This window comes from Panacagrimonas perspica (assembly GCF_004364935.1).
Lineage (GTDB): Bacteria > Pseudomonadota > Gammaproteobacteria > Nevskiales > Nevskiaceae > Panacagrimonas > Panacagrimonas perspica.
In genome coordinates this window covers 1,288,193-1,305,509 of the sequence record NZ_SOBT01000008.1, presented here as the reverse complement: position 1 = coordinate 1,305,509, position 17,317 = coordinate 1,288,193, and the positions used below count along the sequence as shown (strand labels likewise).

Below are 17,317 nucleotides of genomic sequence, written 5' to 3'. Positions count from 1 at the left end.
GCTCCAGACGGACACTGTATGGATATACAGTACCAGAGAGAAAGCGGCGTTGGCGAGCCTTCAGGCGGCAAGCAGGCGGATGAAGGTGATCTCGGACGGCGCGCCGAATCGCAACGGCGGTCCCCAGTAGCCGGTCCCGCGACTGACATAGACCCAGAGTTGCTTCAGCCGATGCCGTCCCGCCACGAACGGCTGTTGCAGCGGCACGAACAGGTTCCATGGCCAGAACTGCCCACCGTGCGTGTGACCGGACAGCTGCAGATCGAAACCCGCCGCCGACGCGGCGTCGGCGGAACGCGGCTGGTGTGCGAGCAGCACCTTGGCGGAGACCGCATTCGCGGATTGCGCAGCCTGGACCGCGGCGCGTCGATGATCTTCGCCGCGATGCATCGAATAGTCGGTGACACCGCCGATCAGCAAGCGGGCGCCGGCGTGCTCGAGCACCACGTTGCGATCGTCGAGCACCTGCAGTCCCAGACGGCGCCACTCGGTCACCCAGGCCTCCGCACCGTGGTAGTGCTCGTGATTGCCGGTCACCGCGAACGTGCCGTGACGCGAACGAAGATCGGCCAGCGGAGCGACATGATCGCGCAGCCGCGCCACCGTGCCGTCCACCAGATCGCCGGTGATGGCCACGGCGTCGGCATCCAGCGCGTTGACGCGTCGCACGATCGCTTCGAGAAAACCACGCTTGATCGTCGGCCCCACGTGCACGTCGGAGAGTTGCGCGATCGTGAAGCCCTGCAGCGCCGACGGAAGATCGGCGAGCGGGATGTCGATGCGCACGACGCGCGCCGTGCGACGCGCGTTGAACAGGCCGAGCAGGCTGACGGTGGCGGCCAGTGCGACGACGAAGCGTGCTGTCATCGTGCGCCAGACGTCGAAGTCGACCGGCGCCGACGCAACGACACTTCCGATCAGCACGGCCGCCAGCACCAGTTCGCGCAGCAGGGTGGCGACGAACAACGTCGAGAACAGGCCCATCGCCAGATAGCCGGCCCAGGCGAGCACGTCGCCCGCCTTTCGCGGCAGGCCCGCAAGGCGGACCAGCAAGGGCGCCGGCACGAGGACCGCGGACAGCCCGAAAGCCACACTTCCGATCGCGACGACCCAGGCACCGCCATCGAGAGCGGGCAGCAGGCGCCAGGCGATCAGAGCATGCAGCAGCAAGCTGACGACCAGCAGAGTGGGAATGGGCCGACGGCGCATGAGTTCTATCAATGAATGGCGCGCGGGGCTTTTCAAGTGGCGGCCGGATGATTCGTTGGCGCAGCGCCGTCGCCGGTCAGATGCACCCAAGGCGCCGGAATGGAAGAATCTGCTGATGGCAACCGTGAACCCGACGACTCGAACGACGCAGTGGCGGTGGGTATGGGTCGCGCCGGGGATCGCGGGCTGCACGCCGCAACTGCGCTACGGCGAGCCGTCGCCAGCGGGGCCGAAACCTGCGGCGGCGAATTCCATCGGGAGCGATGCGCCATGTTCTCCGGGCTGAGCGCTTTCCCGCTGACGCCGATGAACGAGGCCGGCGTCGACGAGCCCGCGTTCGTTCGGCTGATCGAACGCCTGGCGTCGGCCGGCGTCGATTCGATCGGCGCGCTGGGATCGACGGGCAGCTATCCCTATCTCGCGCGGGCCGAGCGCTTGCGCGTCGCGCAGCTCGCCGTGGAGAACGCCGGCAATGTGCCGGTGATGGTCGGGATCGGCGCGCTGCGCCTGCGCGATGTGATCGATCTTGCGCAGGACGCCCAGAAAGCCGGGGCGAGCGCGGTGCTGCTCGCGCCCGTGTCGTACCAGAAGCTCACGGCCGAGGAGGTCTTCGGTCTCTACGAGGCCGTGACCCGGACGCTGTCGGTGCCGCTTTGCATCTACGACAACCCGGGCACGACCCATTTCGAATTCAGTGACGAGCTGCATGGCCGGATCGCCCAGCTTCCGCAGGTCCGCGCCATCAAGATTCCTCCCGTGTCCGCGGATCGCGATGCAGCCAGGGCTCGCGTCGAACGGCTGCGCGCCTTGGTTCCTTCCCGGGTCGCGATCGGCGTCAGCGGTGACTGGGCGGGCGCGGACGGGCTCAACGCGGGATGCGACAACTGGTACTCGGTTGTCGGTGGCCTGTTTCCGCAAGCCGCGCTGCACATCGTTCGCGCGGCGCAAGCGGGCGAGGCGCAAGAGGCTGTGCGGCGATCCGAGCGCCTGCAGCCGCTCTGGGCCTTGTTTCGTCAGTACGGCGGACTTCGCGTGATCGCGACGGCGGCGGAGCTTCTGGGGTTGGCGGATCGTCCGAGCCTGCCGTTGCCGATCCGATCGCTGGACGGCGCCGCGCGCGTACATCTCGGGAGCGTGCTCGCGGAGTTGAAGCTGGTTTGAGGATGGGGGAGGGCGCATGACGGCGCTCTCTTCAAAGACGCACGCCACTCCATTGCAGGTGACGTATGGCGGGCCGGCTAGCGGCCCGCGTTGCAGTCGTCTCAGGCCGAGTGGGCCCGGATCAGCATCCTGGCCGCATTGGCCGCGCCCTGCGCCGGTCCGTTCGTGGCCGAGAAGGTCAGTCGTGTGAGATAGCTGCCTTCCCACAGCAGCATCAGCGAATCGCCGAGCTCGTCGGGTTCGCGCACGCCCATCTGGTGGGCAAGGCTGCGAAAGCGACGCCGCATCTCGGCCTTGTACTGCTCGACCACCTCGCGGGCGGGATGACCTTCTTCCGGAATCTCGACTGCGGCGTTGGCCAGCGCGCAGCCGCGCGAATCGCATTCACAGGTGCGGCTGACATGGGCGTCGAACAGGGCTTCGACCTGTGCGCGCGGGTTGCCGGCGTGCACCGCGATGACCTCGTCCCACCACTCCCAGCCCTGCTTTTCCTGGTCGCGCAGATATTCCGCCACGAGCTCGTCCTTCGACGTGAAGCTGCGGTAGAAGCTCATCTTGTTGGTGCCGGCTTCGTTGGCGATCGTGTCGACCCCGACCGCCCGGATGCCCTGCCGGTAGAACAGCTCGCGCGCCGTCTGAAAGATGCGATCCCGCACTCGCGGCTTCGGCGATCCGGGAATAACTCGTTCTGCCGCCTCAGCTTGCCTGCTTTTACCTGGATTCATGAGAATCTCCGCTTGACGTGTTACTGACCGGTCACTAACTTGTCATTCAAGAGTGACTGACCGGTAACACCCGACGCCTAGAGTCGGTTCGTTGCCAACCGCTGTCAAGGCCGCTGATCAGGGGCCTCGGCAGCGGAAAGGGAAGTCGGTGGCGCCGCAACTCGCGACGCCGGGTCGCAACGAGTCCAGGAGTCGTCAGATGTCCATCGCAAAGATTGAAGCCCGCACATTCACCCGCCGCGCCCTGCTGTCGGCGCTCCCGGTCCTGGCCGCCATCGCGGCCGCCGCCACGATCCACCAGAGCCAGGCGCAGCCGGAGACCGCGGCGCCGGCACCGACCGAAGTCACCGTCGCGCCGGTGATTCATCGCCCGCTGCACGAATGGCAGGAGTTCACCGGCCGCCTGCAGGCCGTGAACACAGTGGAAGTCCGTCCGCGCGTGGCCGGCTACGTCGACCGCGTCGCGTTTCCGGACGGAGCGCGCGTCAAGAAGGGCCAGCTTCTGTTCGTCATCGACCCGCGGCCGTTCCAGGCCGAGACCGATCGCCTGAAGGGCGAACTGGCCCGGGCGGAATCCGATCTCGATCTGGCCCGCGCGAACCAGGCACGCGCCGAGCGCCTGATCGTCGCCAACGCCATCTCGCGCGAGGAGTACGACCGTCTCGGTGCCGGGGTGTCGTCGGCGCGAGGGCAACTCGACGCAACGACCGCCGCGCTGGAGTCGGCCCGACTCAACCGCGAGTTCACCGAGGTGCGCGCGCCGCTCGACGGCCGCGTGTCCCGTGCACTGATCACCGCCGGCAACCTCGTCACCAGCCAGAGCCTGCTGACCACGCTGGTCTCCGACGACGCCGTCCATGCGTACTTCGACGCCGACGAACGCACTTACCTGCGGTACGCGCAGCTCGCACGTTCCGGTGAGGGCGACGCGGCGCGCGGCGTGTTCATGGGCCTGGTCGACGAGACCGGCTATCCGCACGAAGGACGGCTGGACTTCGTCGACAACCAGGTCGACCCGACGACGGGCACGATCCGCGCCCGCGCAGTGTTCGCCAATCCGGACGGCCGCTACACGCCGGGACTGTTCGCGCGCATTCGCCTGGTGGGTGGAGAGAACCGCGACACGGTGCTGATCGAAGACCGCGCGGTGGGCACCGACCTGGGCCGCAAGTTCGTGCTCGTGCTCGGCCCCGACAACCGGCTGGCGTCGCGTTTCATCGAACTCGGTCCTCAGATCGACGGCCTGCGGGTCGTGCGCGAAGGCCTTGGTGCCGATGACGTGGTCGTCGTCAACGGTCTGCAACACGTGAAGCCGGGCGATGTCGTGGCGCCGACGCGCGTCGCGATGAACGAGCAGGCAGCGGGCCTGCGCCAGGTCGCCAGCGTCTCGCCGTCCACCCGGATCGCCGCCAGCAGCGTCGAAGGCGCCACGTTGCGCTCGCAGCGCTAAGTAACGCCGGTATCCGTTCGCTGCCGCATTACAGGAAGCACGCACCATGAAACTCTCGCAGTTCTTCATCAGCCGGCCGATCTTCGCGGGCGTGCTTTCAGCCTTGATCTTTCTCGCGGGTCTGCTCGCGCTGCCGCAGCTGCCGATCAGCGAATACCCGGAAGTGGTGCCACCGACCGTTGTCGTTCGCGCGGTCTTTCCGGGCGCCAATCCCAAGGTCATCGGCGAGACCGTCGCGAGTCCGCTGGAGCAGGCCATCAATGGCGTGGAGGACATGCTCTACCAGTCCTCTCAGGCGACGGCCGACGGCGTGATGACGCTCACCGTGACGTTCGCGCTGGGCACGAACATCGACCAGGCGCAGGTCCAGGTGCAGAACCGCGTGGCGCAGACGCTGCCCAAATTGCCGGAAGTCGTCCAGCGCCTGGGCGTGACCACCAACAAGGCATCGCCCGATCTGACGATGGTCGTGCACCTCGTGTCGCCCGACGATCGCTACGACACGCTGTATCTCGCCAACTACGCGCTGCTGCGCGTGAAGGACGAACTCGCGCGTCTGGATGGCGTGGGCGACGTCCAGGTGTTCGGCGCCGGCAACTACTCGATGCGTGTGTGGCTGGACCCTGAAAAGATCGCCAGCCGCGGCATGACGGCGAGCGACGTGGTGCGCGCCATCCGCGCGCAGAACGTGCAGGTGGCGGCCGGCCAGCTCGGCGCGCCGCCCAAGGCGAGCGGCACCTCGTTCCAGCTCTCGATCAACACCAAGGGTCGCCTTGTCAGCGAGGATGATTTTCGCAACATCATCCTGAAGACCGGCGAACTCGGGCAGGTGACGCGGCTCGGCGACGTGGCGCGCCTGGAACTGGGCGCGGATACCTACGCGCTGCGCGCTCTTCTCGACAACCAGGCTGCTGCCGCCATCCCGATCTTCCAGCGGCCGGGCAGCAACGCCATCGAGATTTCCGAGCGCGTGCGTGCGCGCATGACGGAGTTGAAGAAGGATTTCCCGCAGGGCGTGGACTATCGCATCGTCTATGACCCGACCGTGTTCGTGCGCGGCTCCATCGAGGCGGTCGTGCACACGCTGATCGAGGCGATCCTGCTCGTGGTGCTGGTCGTCATCGTGTTCCTGCAGACCTGGCGCGCCTCGATCATTCCGCTGATCGCGGTGCCGGTGTCGCTGGTCGGCACCTTCGCCGTGATGTATCTGCTGGGCTTCTCGCTCAACGCGCTGTCACTGTTCGGCCTTGTGCTCGCCATCGGCATCGTCGTGGACGACGCGATCGTCGTCGTGGAGAACGTCGAGCGGAATATCAGCAAGGGCCTGAAGCCGGTGGAGGCCACGCGGCAAGCCATGCGCGAGGTCACCGGCCCGATCGTCGCCACCGCGCTGGTGCTGTCGGCGGTGTTCATCCCGACAGCGTTCATCAGCGGACTGACCGGCCAGTTCTACAAGCAGTTCGCGCTGACGATCGCCATCAGCACGGTGATCTCGGCGATCAATTCGCTGACGCTGTCGCCGGCGCTGTCCGCGCTGCTGCTCAAGGAACACGGCGCGGCGCCGGATCGACTCACGCGCGGCATCAACGCGACGTTTGGCTGGTTCTTCCGTCCGTTCAACCGCTTCTTCGAGCGTGCATCCAAGGGTTACGTGAAAGGTGTGGGGCGCGTGCTGCGCGCAGGCGGCATCGCGCTGTTCGTCTACGGCGGCCTGATCGCGCTGACGGCGTTCGGATTTGCGAAGACGCCGACGGGGTTCGTGCCGCCGCAGGACAAGCAATACCTGGTGGCCTTCGCGCAGTTGCCGGATGCCGCGACCTTGGACCGCACCGAGGCGGTGATCCGTCGCATGAGCGAACTGGCTCTCGCGCAGCCTGGCACCGAGAGCGCGGTGGCGTTCCCCGGTCTGAACATCAACGGGTTCACCAACAGTTCCAGCTCGGGCATCGTCTTCGTCACGCTCGATCCGTTCGAGCAGCGCAAGGATCCGTCGCTGTCGGCGCAGGCCATCGCGAGTGCGCTCGGCCAGCAGTACGGCAAGATCCAGGAAGCCTTCGTCGCGGTGTTCCCACCGCCCCCGGTGATCGGGCTGGGCACGATCGGCGGCTTTCGCATGCAGATCGAGGATCGCGGCGGCGTCGGTTTCGAAGAGCTGTTCAAGCAGACGCAGAACCTGATCGCGAAGGGCAACGCGAGCCCGGAACTGCAGCACCTGTTCTCGGGCTACCAGGTGAACGTGCCGCAGGTCGACGCCGACGTGGATCGCGAGAAGGCGCAGTCGCAGGGCGTGGCGCTGCAGGATCTCTTCGACACGTTGCAGGTGTACCTGGGCTCGCTGTACGTCAACGACTTCAACCTGTTCGGCCGCACCTATCAGGTCAACGCCCAAGCCGAGCCGGCGTTCCGTCTGCAGCCCGAGGACATCGTGAAGCTCAAGACGCGCAATGCCTCTGGCGACATGATTCCGCTGGGTTCCTTCGTGACCGTGAAGAGCACGTCGGGGCCGGATCGCGTGATGCACTACAACGGCTATCCGACCGCCGAGATCAACGGCGGCCCCGCGAACGGCTACAGCTCGGGCCAGGCACAAGCGGCGATGGAGCGCCTGGCGCAGCAGGAACTGCCGAACGGGATGAGCTTCGAGTGGACCGAGCTGACCTACCAGCAGATCCTCGCCGGCAACACCGCGGTGCTGGTGTTCCCGCTGGTCGTATTGCTGGTGTTCCTGGTGCTCGCCGCGCAGTACGAGAGTCTCGGGTTGCCGTTGGCTGTGATCCTGATCATGCCGATGGTGCTGCTGTCCGCGATCCTCGGCGTGAAGATCTCCGGCGGCGACAACAACATCTTCACGCAGATCGGCCTGATCGTCCTGGTGGGTCTGGCCAGCAAGAACGCGATCCTGATCGTGGAGTTCGCACGCGAGCGCGAGATCCAGGGCGAACGTCCGCTGCGCGCCGTTCTCGACGCGGCGAAGCTGCGCCTTCGTCCGATCCTGATGACGTCGCTGGCGTTCATCATGGGTGTCGTGCCGCTGGTGTTCGCCAGCGGTGCAGGTGCCGAGATGCGTCACGCGATGGGCGTCGCGGTGTTCTCCGGAATGCTCGGCGTGACCTTCTTCGGCCTGCTGCTGACGCCGCTGTTCTATCTGCTGGTGCGCAAGGCGACGGGCGCGCGACGCGCCCGCAAGGCGATCGAGGCGGCCCCTGGCGACCAGCCCATCGCGGCTGCGCACTGAGCGCGTTCCAAGGAATTCCACGTCATGAAAAATATCCTTCTCTACGGATGGACCGCTCTTCTTCTCTCCGCCTGCGCGGTGGGGCCTGATTACCGTGAGCCCGATACCGCGCCGGCCGTGATGCTCAACGCGTCATACCCGGCGTTCGTCACGCAGAGCCCGGAAGCGGCCTGGTGGAGCCAGTTCGACGACGCCACGCTGAACCGGCTCGTCACCACGGCGTTGAGCGCGAACCTGGATCTGCGTATCGCGCTGGATCGTGTTCGCGCGGCGCGTGCCGTCTTCGGCGAACGTCAGTACGACCTGGGACCGCACGTGCCGATCGAGGCGGGTTACTCGCGCAGCGATCAGCAGCAGCCGGGCCTGGGCTCCACGCGTGTCGATTCGGAAAGTGCGCGCCTCGGATTCGACGCCAGCTGGGAGCTGGATCTGTTCGGCCACGTGCGGCGCTCGATCGAAGCTGCACAGGCAGACGTCGGCGTGCAGGAAGCCTTGCTGCGCGATGTCCAGATCACCGTTGCGGCAGAAGTCGCACGCAACTACTTCGAACTTCGCGGCGTCCAGAAACGCGTGGCCATCGCACGTCGTGATCTGGACAGCGAAGCCAAGACGCTCGAACTCACGCAGCTGCGCTTCGATGCTGGAAGAGTCACCGCACTCGACGTTCAGCGCAGCCGAGCGCGCCTCAAATCGGTCGAGGCCAGCATCCCCTTGCTCGATGCCGCGCAGAAGCAGGGCTACTACCGGCTCGCCGTGCTGCTCGGTGAACGGCCCGGAGCGCTCGACGCCGAACTCGCCGCGGTCGCTGCGCCCGCCTACGCGAAGGCCGTCGCCGTCGGCGATCTGTCGGACGTGTTGCGTCGCCGGCCGGACGTCCGTGCCGCGGAGCGTGAACTCGCGGCGGCGACGGCCAGAGTGGGCGTCGCCACGGCCGACCTGTTCCCGAAAGTGAGCATCACCGGCTTCGTCGGCTTCCTGTCCGGCGACATTGGCCAGCTCTTCGACACGGGTGGCAACGACGCAAGAGCGTGGTCGGTGGCGCCAACGGTGCGCTGGGCTGCCCTGGACATGGGATCGGTACGGGCGCGTCTGCGTGCCAGCGAGGCGTTGTCCGATGTGGCCGCCACCAACTATGAGAAGGCGGTGCTGAGCGCGCTCGAAGATACCGAGAACCGCTTCGTCGCCTACGCCAGCCAGCAGGCGCGGCTCAAAAGCCTGAGCGAGCAGGCGGCCGCTTCACGCATCGCGGCGGAACTGGCCGCGATCCAGTATCGCGAGGGCGTCACCGACTTCCTGGTTCTGCTCGACGCGCAGCGCACTCAGCTCGAAGCCGAGGACGCCGTGGCCCAGGCCGAGGCCGCCGTGAATGTGAGCGTGACGGCGATCTACAAGGCCCTGGGTGGGCTGGGGCAATCCTGAGCCGCGTTCGCTGAAACTCATCTAACGAGTGCGGAATCACTGCGCGATGAATTCATAACAGGATAGACAGTTGTTCTTTTGACGACGCTCGATCGTCGCTTAGGCTGAAGTCATCAGGTCAGCAGAAGCACGTTCATGGGAAACGCGGCAAAACAGTCGTTGAAGAACTCGTTCCGGGCCGCCGGCTCGCCGGAGCTGCTGCTCGTTCCGGGTCTGCACGACAGCGGTCCGAGCCATTGGCAGAGTCATTGGGAACAGTCTCTGGGCGCCGGACGGGTCGTGCAGCACGATTGCCACCGTGCGGACCTGGCGTCGTGGAGTGAGCGGATCGTCGAGGTCGCCCTGCGCGGTCCGCGCGACCTCGTGCTCGTTGCGCACAGCTTCGGTTGCCTGGCGGCCGTCCACGCGGCGCCGCGGCTGCTGACCCATCTGCGTGCCGTGATGCTGGTTGCACCGGCCAGCCCGGCGAAATTCGATATCCGCTTCGATGGCCTGGGCCCGATCGACGTTCCTTCGCTGCTGGTCGCAAGCCGCAACGATCCCTGGCTGGGCTTTGGAGATGCCGGCGAGTTGGCGCAGCGCTGGTCCAGCCGCCTGCACGACCTCGGGCTTGCCGGTCACGTCAACGCGGAGAGTGGATACGGCCCCTGGTCCGAAGGCCTCGCGTTGTTGAGCGACCTCGTCGACTCGACGCATGCCGATGTCCTTCGTCATCCCACCCGTTCGTCGACAGCAGGCCCGCAACAGGCCGCACGCTCGTGACATCGACGACGGATTCGGCGTCGCGCTCCGGTGCGGCGGCCGGCGCCCTGTTCCTGCCGTCGACGCCGCTGCACAGTTTCTGGTCCATCGGCCTGGCCGCGGGGCCGTTCGCCGGCTCGCGAAACGTACTGGCCTTGATCGATCAACGGCCGGGCGAGGTGGATTACATCGTCGAAGCGGCCAGGGCGATCGGCTTCGAGTCGATCGCCGAGTTCCATCGCTTCGGCCGCATCGGAAAGCGTCCCATCGACAAGCTGCGCGGCGCCCGCCGCGTGATGGAGCAGGTGCGCGCGCTGTCGGCTCGCATCGAACCTGCCGTGGTCGTCGCGGGCAACGATCGCCGTGCCGAGTTCTACGCTGCGCTGCATGATCTCGGCGCCGGGGTCGGTGCCTATGTCGACGATGGCCTGTTCAGTTACGTGCCGATGCCCCTGCCGTCGCGCGGAGCCTGGCTGACGTGGCTGTCCGAGCGCGCGCGCCGGCTCATCTACGGCGTGGACGCCGAGCAGCCGCGCCATGTCGGCGGATCGGATGCCGTCCGCGATGCCTGGGTGATGCTGCCGTACCAGGTTCATGAAGGACTGGCGGGCAAGCATGTGCAGCGGCTGGAGCCGGCCTGGTTTCGCTCGCCGCCTGCACGCGCGGTCTACGCGCGTGCGATGGAAATGGCGGGCGTGGACGCCACGCACATCGGCACGTTGCGGATGCTGCTCCTGCTGCCTCACGACGCTTTCCTGCGTGCGCATCCCGAGCTGTTCGAGGCGCTCAAGGGGACCGTGCGCCGCCATCTCGACGCAGGCCACGCGGTCGCGGTGAAGCGGCACCCGCGCTCGAACGGAACACCGCTGCCGCGCGAGCTGGCCGGCTGCGCCGAGATTCCGCATCGCATTCCGGTCGAGATCCTCGCGCCGTTCCTCGAAGACGTGGACGTCGTCGGCAGCCTGACGACCGCAATGATCTCGCTGGTCAAGCTCGGCGCGAACGTGCGTGCGCGAAGCCTGGCTCCGGTCGCGACGCCGGCGCATCGACGCATGAACGAGGTCTACCTGGCGGCCGGCGTCGGGCCGCTCGAGTCGCCGAAGCTCGACTACGTGCTGTAGCCGGAGCACGTCGAAGCGGTCGCCGGGAGCCGGCGAATCCACGACGGACCTGCGTTGCGTGGGCGCAGCGCCGACGATGTCACTGCGATCGGCCGTGAGGGACGCCGCCGCGAAGGCAGCGTGAGCGCGTCGCCGGCCCGGCTAGCCGGCGACGGCGGGCATCGTGATGCGGGATGTGATCGCCTGCGTCTCGACGCGATCCCGCCCGTTGGTCTTGGCCTGATACAGCGCCGCATCTGCTCGCCGGAGCGCCTGGCCGATGTCTTCATCCGCGCCGATCTCGACGGCCCCGATGCTGACGGTGGCACTGAAGACCTGTCCCTCGAACGGGATCGGCGTCTTCGCGAAGTCGCACCGCAGACGCTCGGCCACCGCCAGGGCTTCGTCCTCGGAGGCGTTCGGGAGCAGTGCGCAGAATTCCTCGCCACCGTGGCGCGCCAGAATGTCGGTGGGGCGGAGGGCCTGTTGCGCGATGTTCGAGAACACGCACAGCACATCGTCGCCGATGTCGTGGCCGTACTGGTCGTTGATGGTCTTGAAGTGGTCCAGATCCATCACCAGCAGCGACACCGGCGCGCCATCACGCCGGGCGCGTTGCAGTACGCGCTGGCTCCATTCCTGGAAGCCGCGACGATTGAGCAGGTTCGTCAGGCCATCGCGATCCGCCGTCCATCGCAGGCGCGCTTCGAGCTGCTCGTTGACCATCATCAGGAGGCCCAGATTCCAGGTCATGCCGATGAGCATGTTGACGAAGAAGGTCACGAGGGCCAGTTGACCGACCAGCATCCGGTCTTCGGCCGGAGGACCCCGCAACGTCAGGCCGGCACGGACGAGGACGAAGCAGGCGAGCACCAGGAACGCAACCATCAACGCGCGGCGCATCACCAGGCGCTCGACCCGCTCGGCACGGGCACATTCGAAGACGATCAATAGCAGTCCGGCCACCCAGGCCACCGTGACGATGACCACGCGCGCCACATAGTTGTCATGGAGCCCCGGTGTGAACTGCAGCACGGCGCCCAGCAACAAGGGGAGCGCGATGACCGCGAACAGCGGGACGCGGCGCTGCGAGAAGCGGCGCATGCCGGCCCAGATCGCCATCCACGCGCCGAGCAGCACGGCGTTTCCGAGACTCACGGTGACGACGTAGGGCCAGGCGTAGCGCATGCCGAAGCACAACGCGGAGGTGGCGGCCAGTGCATTCGCGAACGCCCAGAAGGCGAGGGCATCGTCATCCCGGCGGCGCAGCCACATGCCGAGCTCCAGCACCATGTACAGCGAATGCATGGCGAGCAGCGCAACCAGCACGCTCGGCGGATCTAGCGGCACGGACGCTCCCCGGCCGGACGCGGGGCAGGCGTGCCCGCGCGGATGCGAGCCGTGGTACGAACGCTCGCCGAACGGCGATCCGAGCCTCCCGGGTTGAACCGGTTCACGCCCGCGCGCCGGGCGCTTGGGGCGTTCCAGAGGGAGGTCACGTGAAGGGAGTCGCGGTCCCGCATCAGCCGTGCGCTTCGGTTCGACCCGCGCGGGGCTTGAATGCCGCTTCGCGTACGTCGATCTCGTAGATCAGCTGGTTGAACACGATGTCGTTGATCTCGTCGCGGCGGTGCATGCGCAGGATCTCGGCCCGCTCCGCACGCAGCGCGCGCAGCCGCAGCGTCAGCAACAGAGCGGCCTGCTCGGTGGCCGTCTGACGCGTGCTCTCGTCTCCGTTCAGGCCCGAGAGTCGTTGCTGGTAGGTGTCGATGATCTGCGAGGCGGCCGCGAGTTGCGGCGTCACTGCGCTGCTGTTGCCGACGGTGCCGCTCAAGCGGCGTGCCTCGTCGGCAACGGCCGCCATGCCCGCTTCGCAGGCACGCACTCTTGCGAGCTGCTCTTCCTGCACCTCGCGGTCCTCGCCGAGCGCGATGCCGCGCAACAGCGGTGGCAGTCCGACGGCCGCAACGATCAGCGACAGCAGGATCACGGCCGTGGCGATGAAGATCATCAGGTTGCGCGCGGGAAACGGCGTGCCGTCGCCCAGCAGCAGCGGGACCGACAGAACCGCCGCCAGGGTGATGGCGCCACGCACGCCGGCCAGTGCGGTCGCCAGCAACAGACGCAGGTGCGGCATCCGTCGATGCACGCCATCGCGCCAGCGGGCATAGATATGGGTGATGCGGAACAGGGCCCACACCCAGATCAGGCGGACCGCGATCAACGCCGCGGACGTGGCCGCCGCATAGCCGAGCAGGCGGCTGGCACCGGCGAGGCCGTCGTCGTGGAATTCCTCGTGCAGCGCCTTGCCGATGATGTCCGGCAACTGCAGCCCGAGCAGCACGAAGATCAGGCCGGTCAGCACGTACTGCAGCATCGCCCAGATATGCGTGGTGGCGATGCGCGTTTCGGGATCCGTTTCGAGTGCGGCGCTGCGCAGATTCAGCGTCATGCCGGCGGCCACCGCCGCTAGGATGCCCGAGGTGCCGATGCGTTCGGCGAGCAGGTAGGCCGCAAAAGGCAACAGCAGCGTGAGCACGACCGCGCCCTGCGCCTGGATGCGCGTCCAGCCGCCGAGCCAGCGCTGAAACACCGCCATTCCCCAGCCCATCGCGATGCCGACCAGCAGGCCGCCGATCGAAACGAGCAGGAAGGCCACGGAGGCCTGGGTCAGCGAAAACGCGCCGGTGGCGGCTGCGGCGATCGCGAACTTGAACGCGGTCAGGCCCGAGGCGTCGTTCATCAGCGCCTCGCCTTCGAGAATGTACATCAGCCGTTTGGGAACGCCGATCCCGCCGGCAAGCGCCGTGACCGCCACTGCGTCGGTCGGTGACAACACGGCCGCGAGGGCGAACGCCACCGCCAGCGGCATCGCGGGGATCATCCAGTGCAGCAGGTAACCCACGACGACGACGGTGACCAGCACCAGGCCGAACGCCAGCGCCAGGATGCGCTCGCGCAGCTGGAAGAATTCGCGCTTGGGCATCCGCCAGCCGTCGGCAAACAGCAGCGGCGGCACGAACAGCAACATGAACAGGTGCGGCTCCAGCTCCACGTGCAAACCGAAATCCGGAACGCTCACGGCCGCCCCGAGCACGATCTGCGTGAGCGGAAGCGGCAGCCGCGACACGCGCACGACGACGGCCGAGGCCGCGACGCAGAGCAACAGCGCGAGCACGACCATGACGGCGCTCATCGCGGGGCGCTCCTGAAGGTCACGGTGATTCGGGAAGACATTGTTCTGATCGTTGCGGGGACGCTGGCGGCGCCGACGGGCGGGAGAAGGACGATCTCGTCCATTCCTTGATGCATCTGCGAGCGGGTGGTGCCGATGCGAGCTGGGCGCTGGCGCTGCCCGGCAGATCCGGCGGAAAGCGGACGAGCACTTGCGCTCAGGAGCAGGTGATCGACCTTTCGGCTTGGAGAAATTATCGCGCACGGACGGGATCATCGTCAGGCACCGGGTCTCGTAGCGGCCTCGGATCGACACCGCGCACCGGCGAAGGAGAGGATTCCGGACGAATCTGCGGGCGGGACTGACGGCCATCGCGAACGTGCGATATCCGGTTTCGCGTTCCGGATTCCATGCAGTTTGCGGCGACAAATGCCGGTTTCCACGCGATCGCACGGTCGACGGCCCGATCGAAATCAACCGGAATCTCCCGGTTGGCCGGAGATTTGTCCGCCCGGCACGATCTCTGCCACGAGCTTGGCCTGGCTTTCAATTTCCTGACAGTGCGCGACAGCCTGCTGTCAGGAAGCAGGAAGCTCGCGCTACGCAAGGACATCGACCGGCCCCGCTGAGCGGGACCCGATGCTGTCCGTTCATTTCAGGTGATCACGCTCGCTCCCGACGTGCTCATCCAAGCGAAGACGGTTCGTGACCCTGAGTCGCCGACCGCCAGCGCCACCGGCACGCCGTCATCCGGACGGCAGAGGAATCGTATGACGGCGAATCCAGCAGTGCGGCTTGTCCTGATCTTCGCGGGAATCACGATGATCGTCTTCGCCGCGAGCTGCCAGGAAGACGCTTCCAGCGATCCGGGCGAGGTCGCCCAGGGATCGCAACCCGAGCTTCCGGAGCCCGCCTACGGAGGATCGACGGTCAAGGCGCCGCACGAAAACTTCGATCTGACGCATTGGAAACTCACGTTGCCCAGCGGCGACGAGATCTCGAGCCGGCAGCTGCAGCAGGGCTACCAGTTGGCCAACGTCTTCTACACCGACCCGTACAACGGCGGACTGGTCATGCGCAGTCCGAATATCGCGGGACACACCCGCGGCAGCAAGTATCCGCGCTGCGAATTCCGGGAGATGCGAAAGCCCGACGGCTCGGCATCGGATTCCGCGAACAACTGGACGACCTCCACCGGTGGACGGCTCAAGGTGGCGTTGCAGGTGGACGCCGTATCCGCGACCGGGGATTCCGGAAAGCGGGGTCGGGTGGTCATCGGTCAGATACACGGACCGGATACCGAGGTCGTCAGGCTCTATTTCGACAAGGAGCCGCACGAGCGAACCGGCCGCCTCTACGTCGGAACCGATCGGGTCCGGTCGGGCGACAGCACGTTGTCGGCGGACATCGTCTCCAACAAGGACGGAAACGGGATCGGTCTGGGCGAGCCCTTTGGGTACGAGATCGACCTTCATGGTTTGCAGCTCAAGGTCACGATCCGGCGTCCGCGGGGGGAAGTCGCCGTGTTCAACCAGACCATCGATCCGCTGTACGAAGGCCTGGACCTGTATTTCAAGGCCGGCGTCTACAACCAGAACAACACGGGCGACAGCACGGACTACGCGCAGGCGACGTTGTTCGCCATCCAGGCATCGCACTGAGCACGGCCGCTGCCGTCTGGCGCGGATTTTCCGTGCCGGCGCAAACCGGAGCGACTCGACGCTATGGGTTGCGCCAGGACCTGCTGCAGTCGTCGACGCTGACGCAGTCGCGCCCGGCTTCCTTGGCCGCATACAGCGCAGCGTCCGCTGCGGCGAGCAGTCCGCCCAGCGTGCGAGGCATCCCGGCCTGGGGTTCGGCCGTGGCGACGCCGATGCTCAGCGTCAGACGGACGGGCTCGGTCCCGGTCGGGGTCAAGCAGATGTCGGCGAGCGCCTGTCGCAGGCGCTGCGCGAGCGTGACGGCCGCAGCGGAATCGGTGCGCGGCAGGCAGACGATGAATTCATCGCCTCCGATGCGGCTCGCGCAATCGCCGGGCCGCCGGAAAACGGCGGGAAGGATCTGTGCGAGCGCGTGCAGCGCCTGGTCGCCGGCGGCGTGCCCATGGCGATCGTTGATGAGCTTGAAGTGGTCGATGTCGATCGCCAGAACGCTCAGGCAGGTCCGGTCACGGACCGCGAGTTTCCATTCGCGCGTCAGCACGTCGTCGATGCGCCGGCGGTTCGACAGGCCGGTCAGCGGATCACGCTCGGCCTGGTGGCGGAGCGCAAGATCCCGCTCGAGCAGGCGGCGTGCGTCATCCAGTGCGGTGCAGGCGCGGGACGAGAACTGCTGCGGCGTCGCCCCCAGCAGGCAGAGCACGCCAATCGGCGCGCCATCGGGAGCTTTCACGCGCAAAGCGGCGTACGAACGCAGACGGGTCTCGGGAAGAAATCGCACCTGCTCGGCAAGACATTCCTGCTCGAGCACGTCCTCGATCTTCACCAGGCCATCGGTGTCCAGCGCGTGGTGCCAAAGTCCTGCCAACAGCACGAAGTCCGGGCCGACCGCCCCGGAGGACGCCCTGCAGACCAGCTTTCCTTCGTCGAGCGCGAAGTAGGCGGCGAGCGGGATGCCGGACGCCGTGGCGAGCAGGCGTACGACGCTGTCGAGATGCTCGTCGATCACGATGCCGCCGGCCGCTTTGCGCAGCGGTGGCAGCAGGTTGGAGCGGTGCGGCGCGGCGCGATATCCGGTAACAGGGCGGGGGACCACCGCTGCTTTGCTGTCGAACGCCATTGTCAGGAGGCGATCGGCAAGGTCGGGCCATCGACGGCCCGTGGCGGAAGCGGTGTCCGCGCCAACCAGGCGATCGTGCCGATGGCGGCGACCGGAATCAGCAGCGTGACGCTGTCCATCGTGCTCGGCGCGTTGACCATCGCGTGAAGCGTGATCAGCGCCGGAATCATCAGGGTCAGCGGATTGAGCGTGAGAGCGGTCAGGAAGGCCGACAGCCAGAGGTCGTAACCCAGCACCTCATGGCAGAACAGGAAGGCCAGCGGCACCTGCATCAACAGCAGCGGCCAATGGGAAGGAATGCGCATGTGATGCTCGGCACGAGTA

General features: G+C 66.8%; 14 protein-coding genes. 8 read left to right on the top strand and 6 right to left on the bottom strand.

Annotation, left to right across the window (positions count from 1 at the left end):
• Positions 1–60: 60 nt before the first annotated feature.
• On the bottom strand, positions 61–1,209 hold the full coding sequence (locus DFR24_RS05870) for a metallophosphoesterase (protein ID WP_133880376.1): 1,149 nt from the start codon (positions 1,207–1,209) through the stop codon (positions 61–63).
• Positions 1,210–1,479: 270 nt separating this feature from the next.
• Here DFR24_RS05870 and DFR24_RS05865 point away from each other — a divergent pair, with 270 nt between their 5' ends.
• Positions 1,480–2,370 carry a dihydrodipicolinate synthase family protein gene (locus DFR24_RS05865; RefSeq protein ID WP_133881483.1) on the top strand — a complete coding sequence of 297 codons (891 nt, stop codon included), beginning with the start codon at positions 1,480–1,482 and terminating at the stop codon, positions 2,368–2,370.
• A gap of 101 nt (positions 2,371–2,471) precedes the next feature.
• On the opposite strand, the gene DFR24_RS05860 is transcribed toward DFR24_RS05865, so the two are convergent.
• Positions 2,472–3,026, bottom strand: coding sequence for a TetR/AcrR family transcriptional regulator (locus DFR24_RS05860; protein WP_246051525.1), 555 nt, complete (start codon positions 3,024–3,026; stop codon positions 2,472–2,474).
• A 268-nt stretch (positions 3,027–3,294) separates the two neighbouring features.
• On the opposite strand from DFR24_RS05860, the gene DFR24_RS05855 reads away from it, so the two are divergent.
• The 5 genes from DFR24_RS05855 to DFR24_RS05835 all read left to right on the top strand — a co-directional run bounded on the left by DFR24_RS05855 (position 3,295) and on the right by DFR24_RS05835 (position 11,061).
• Complete coding sequence (locus DFR24_RS05855; RefSeq protein ID WP_133880374.1) at positions 3,295–4,545, top strand: efflux RND transporter periplasmic adaptor subunit; 1,251 nt, start codon at positions 3,295–3,297, stop codon at positions 4,543–4,545.
• 46 nt (positions 4,546–4,591) lie between these two features.
• Positions 4,592–7,780 carry an efflux RND transporter permease subunit gene (locus DFR24_RS05850; RefSeq protein WP_133880373.1) on the top strand — a complete coding sequence of 1,063 codons (3,189 nt, stop codon included), beginning with the start codon at positions 4,592–4,594 and terminating at the stop codon, positions 7,778–7,780.
• A gap of 24 nt (positions 7,781–7,804) precedes the next feature.
• On the top strand, positions 7,805–9,199 hold the full coding sequence (locus tag DFR24_RS05845; RefSeq protein WP_133880372.1) for an efflux transporter outer membrane subunit: 1,395 nt from the start codon (positions 7,805–7,807) through the stop codon (positions 9,197–9,199).
• A gap of 135 nt (positions 9,200–9,334) precedes the next feature.
• The gene (locus DFR24_RS05840) at positions 9,335–9,961 is read left to right on the top strand and encodes an RBBP9/YdeN family alpha/beta hydrolase (RefSeq protein ID WP_133880371.1); all 627 of its coding nucleotides are present in this window, start codon (positions 9,335–9,337) and stop codon (positions 9,959–9,961) included.
• Positions 9,958–11,061, top strand: a complete 1,104-nt coding sequence (locus tag DFR24_RS05835) for a hypothetical protein (RefSeq protein ID WP_133880370.1) — start codon at positions 9,958–9,960, stop codon at positions 11,059–11,061. Before DFR24_RS05840 ends, DFR24_RS05835 begins: the two co-directional genes overlap by 4 nt.
• 141 nt (positions 11,062–11,202) lie before the next feature.
• Here DFR24_RS05835 and DFR24_RS05830 read toward each other — a convergent pair whose 3' ends face one another.
• Together DFR24_RS05830 and DFR24_RS05825 are read right to left on the bottom strand one after the other, a co-directional pair.
• Entirely contained in the window at positions 11,203–12,390 is a 1,188-nt protein-coding gene (locus tag DFR24_RS05830; RefSeq protein ID WP_133880369.1) for a GGDEF domain-containing protein, read from the bottom strand.
• 172 nt (positions 12,391–12,562) lie between these two features.
• On the bottom strand, positions 12,563–14,236 hold the full coding sequence (locus DFR24_RS05825) for a Na+/H+ antiporter (RefSeq protein WP_133880368.1): 1,674 nt from the start codon (positions 14,234–14,236) through the stop codon (positions 12,563–12,565).
• 389 nt (positions 14,237–14,625) lie between these two features.
• Between DFR24_RS05825 and DFR24_RS05820 the strand changes: the two genes are divergently transcribed.
• Together DFR24_RS05820 and DFR24_RS05815 are read left to right on the top strand one after the other, a co-directional pair.
• On the top strand, positions 14,626–14,844 hold the full coding sequence (locus tag DFR24_RS05820; protein ID WP_133880367.1) for a hypothetical protein: 219 nt from the start codon (positions 14,626–14,628) through the stop codon (positions 14,842–14,844).
• A 141-nt stretch (positions 14,845–14,985) separates the two neighbouring features.
• Complete coding sequence (locus tag DFR24_RS05815) at positions 14,986–15,876, top strand: polysaccharide lyase family 7 protein (RefSeq protein WP_133880366.1); 891 nt, start codon at positions 14,986–14,988, stop codon at positions 15,874–15,876.
• 61 nt (positions 15,877–15,937) lie between these two features.
• Here the strand turns inward: DFR24_RS05815 and DFR24_RS05810 are convergent, their stop codons facing one another.
• Complete coding sequence (locus tag DFR24_RS05810; protein WP_162851069.1) at positions 15,938–16,969, bottom strand: GGDEF domain-containing protein; 1,032 nt, start codon at positions 16,967–16,969, stop codon at positions 15,938–15,940.
• 26 nt (positions 16,970–16,995) lie between these two features.
• Positions 16,996–17,298 carry a hypothetical protein gene (locus tag DFR24_RS05805; RefSeq protein WP_133880364.1) on the bottom strand — a complete coding sequence of 101 codons (303 nt, stop codon included), beginning with the start codon at positions 17,296–17,298 and terminating at the stop codon, positions 16,996–16,998.
• Between the last annotated feature and the right edge of the window lie 19 nt (positions 17,299–17,317).

Bases quoted from the DNA above. Each gene is read 5' to 3' on its own strand.
- DFR24_RS05820 (WP_133880367.1), top strand. From the start codon at position 14,626: ATGCAGTTTGCGGCGACAAATGCCGGTTTCCACGCGATCGCACGGTCG.
- DFR24_RS05865 (WP_133881483.1), top strand. From the start codon at position 1,480: ATGTTCTCCGGGCTGAGCGCTTTCCCGCTGACGCCGATGAACGAGGCC.
- DFR24_RS05815 (WP_133880366.1), top strand. From the start codon at position 14,986: ATGACGGCGAATCCAGCAGTGCGGCTTGTCCTGATCTTCGCGGGAATC.
- DFR24_RS05855 (WP_133880374.1), top strand. From the start codon at position 3,295: ATGTCCATCGCAAAGATTGAAGCCCGCACATTCACCCGCCGCGCCCTG.
- DFR24_RS05825 (WP_133880368.1), bottom strand. From the start codon at position 14,236: ATGAGCGCCGTCATGGTCGTGCTCGCGCTGTTGCTCTGCGTCGCGGCC.
- DFR24_RS05840 (WP_133880371.1), top strand. From the start codon at position 9,335: ATGGGAAACGCGGCAAAACAGTCGTTGAAGAACTCGTTCCGGGCCGCC.
- DFR24_RS05850 (WP_133880373.1), top strand. From the start codon at position 4,592: ATGAAACTCTCGCAGTTCTTCATCAGCCGGCCGATCTTCGCGGGCGTG.
- DFR24_RS05870 (WP_133880376.1), bottom strand. From the start codon at position 1,209: ATGCGCCGTCGGCCCATTCCCACTCTGCTGGTCGTCAGCTTGCTGCTG.
- DFR24_RS05805 (WP_133880364.1), bottom strand. From the start codon at position 17,298: ATGCGCATTCCTTCCCATTGGCCGCTGCTGTTGATGCAGGTGCCGCTG.
- DFR24_RS05845 (WP_133880372.1), top strand. From the start codon at position 7,805: ATGAAAAATATCCTTCTCTACGGATGGACCGCTCTTCTTCTCTCCGCC.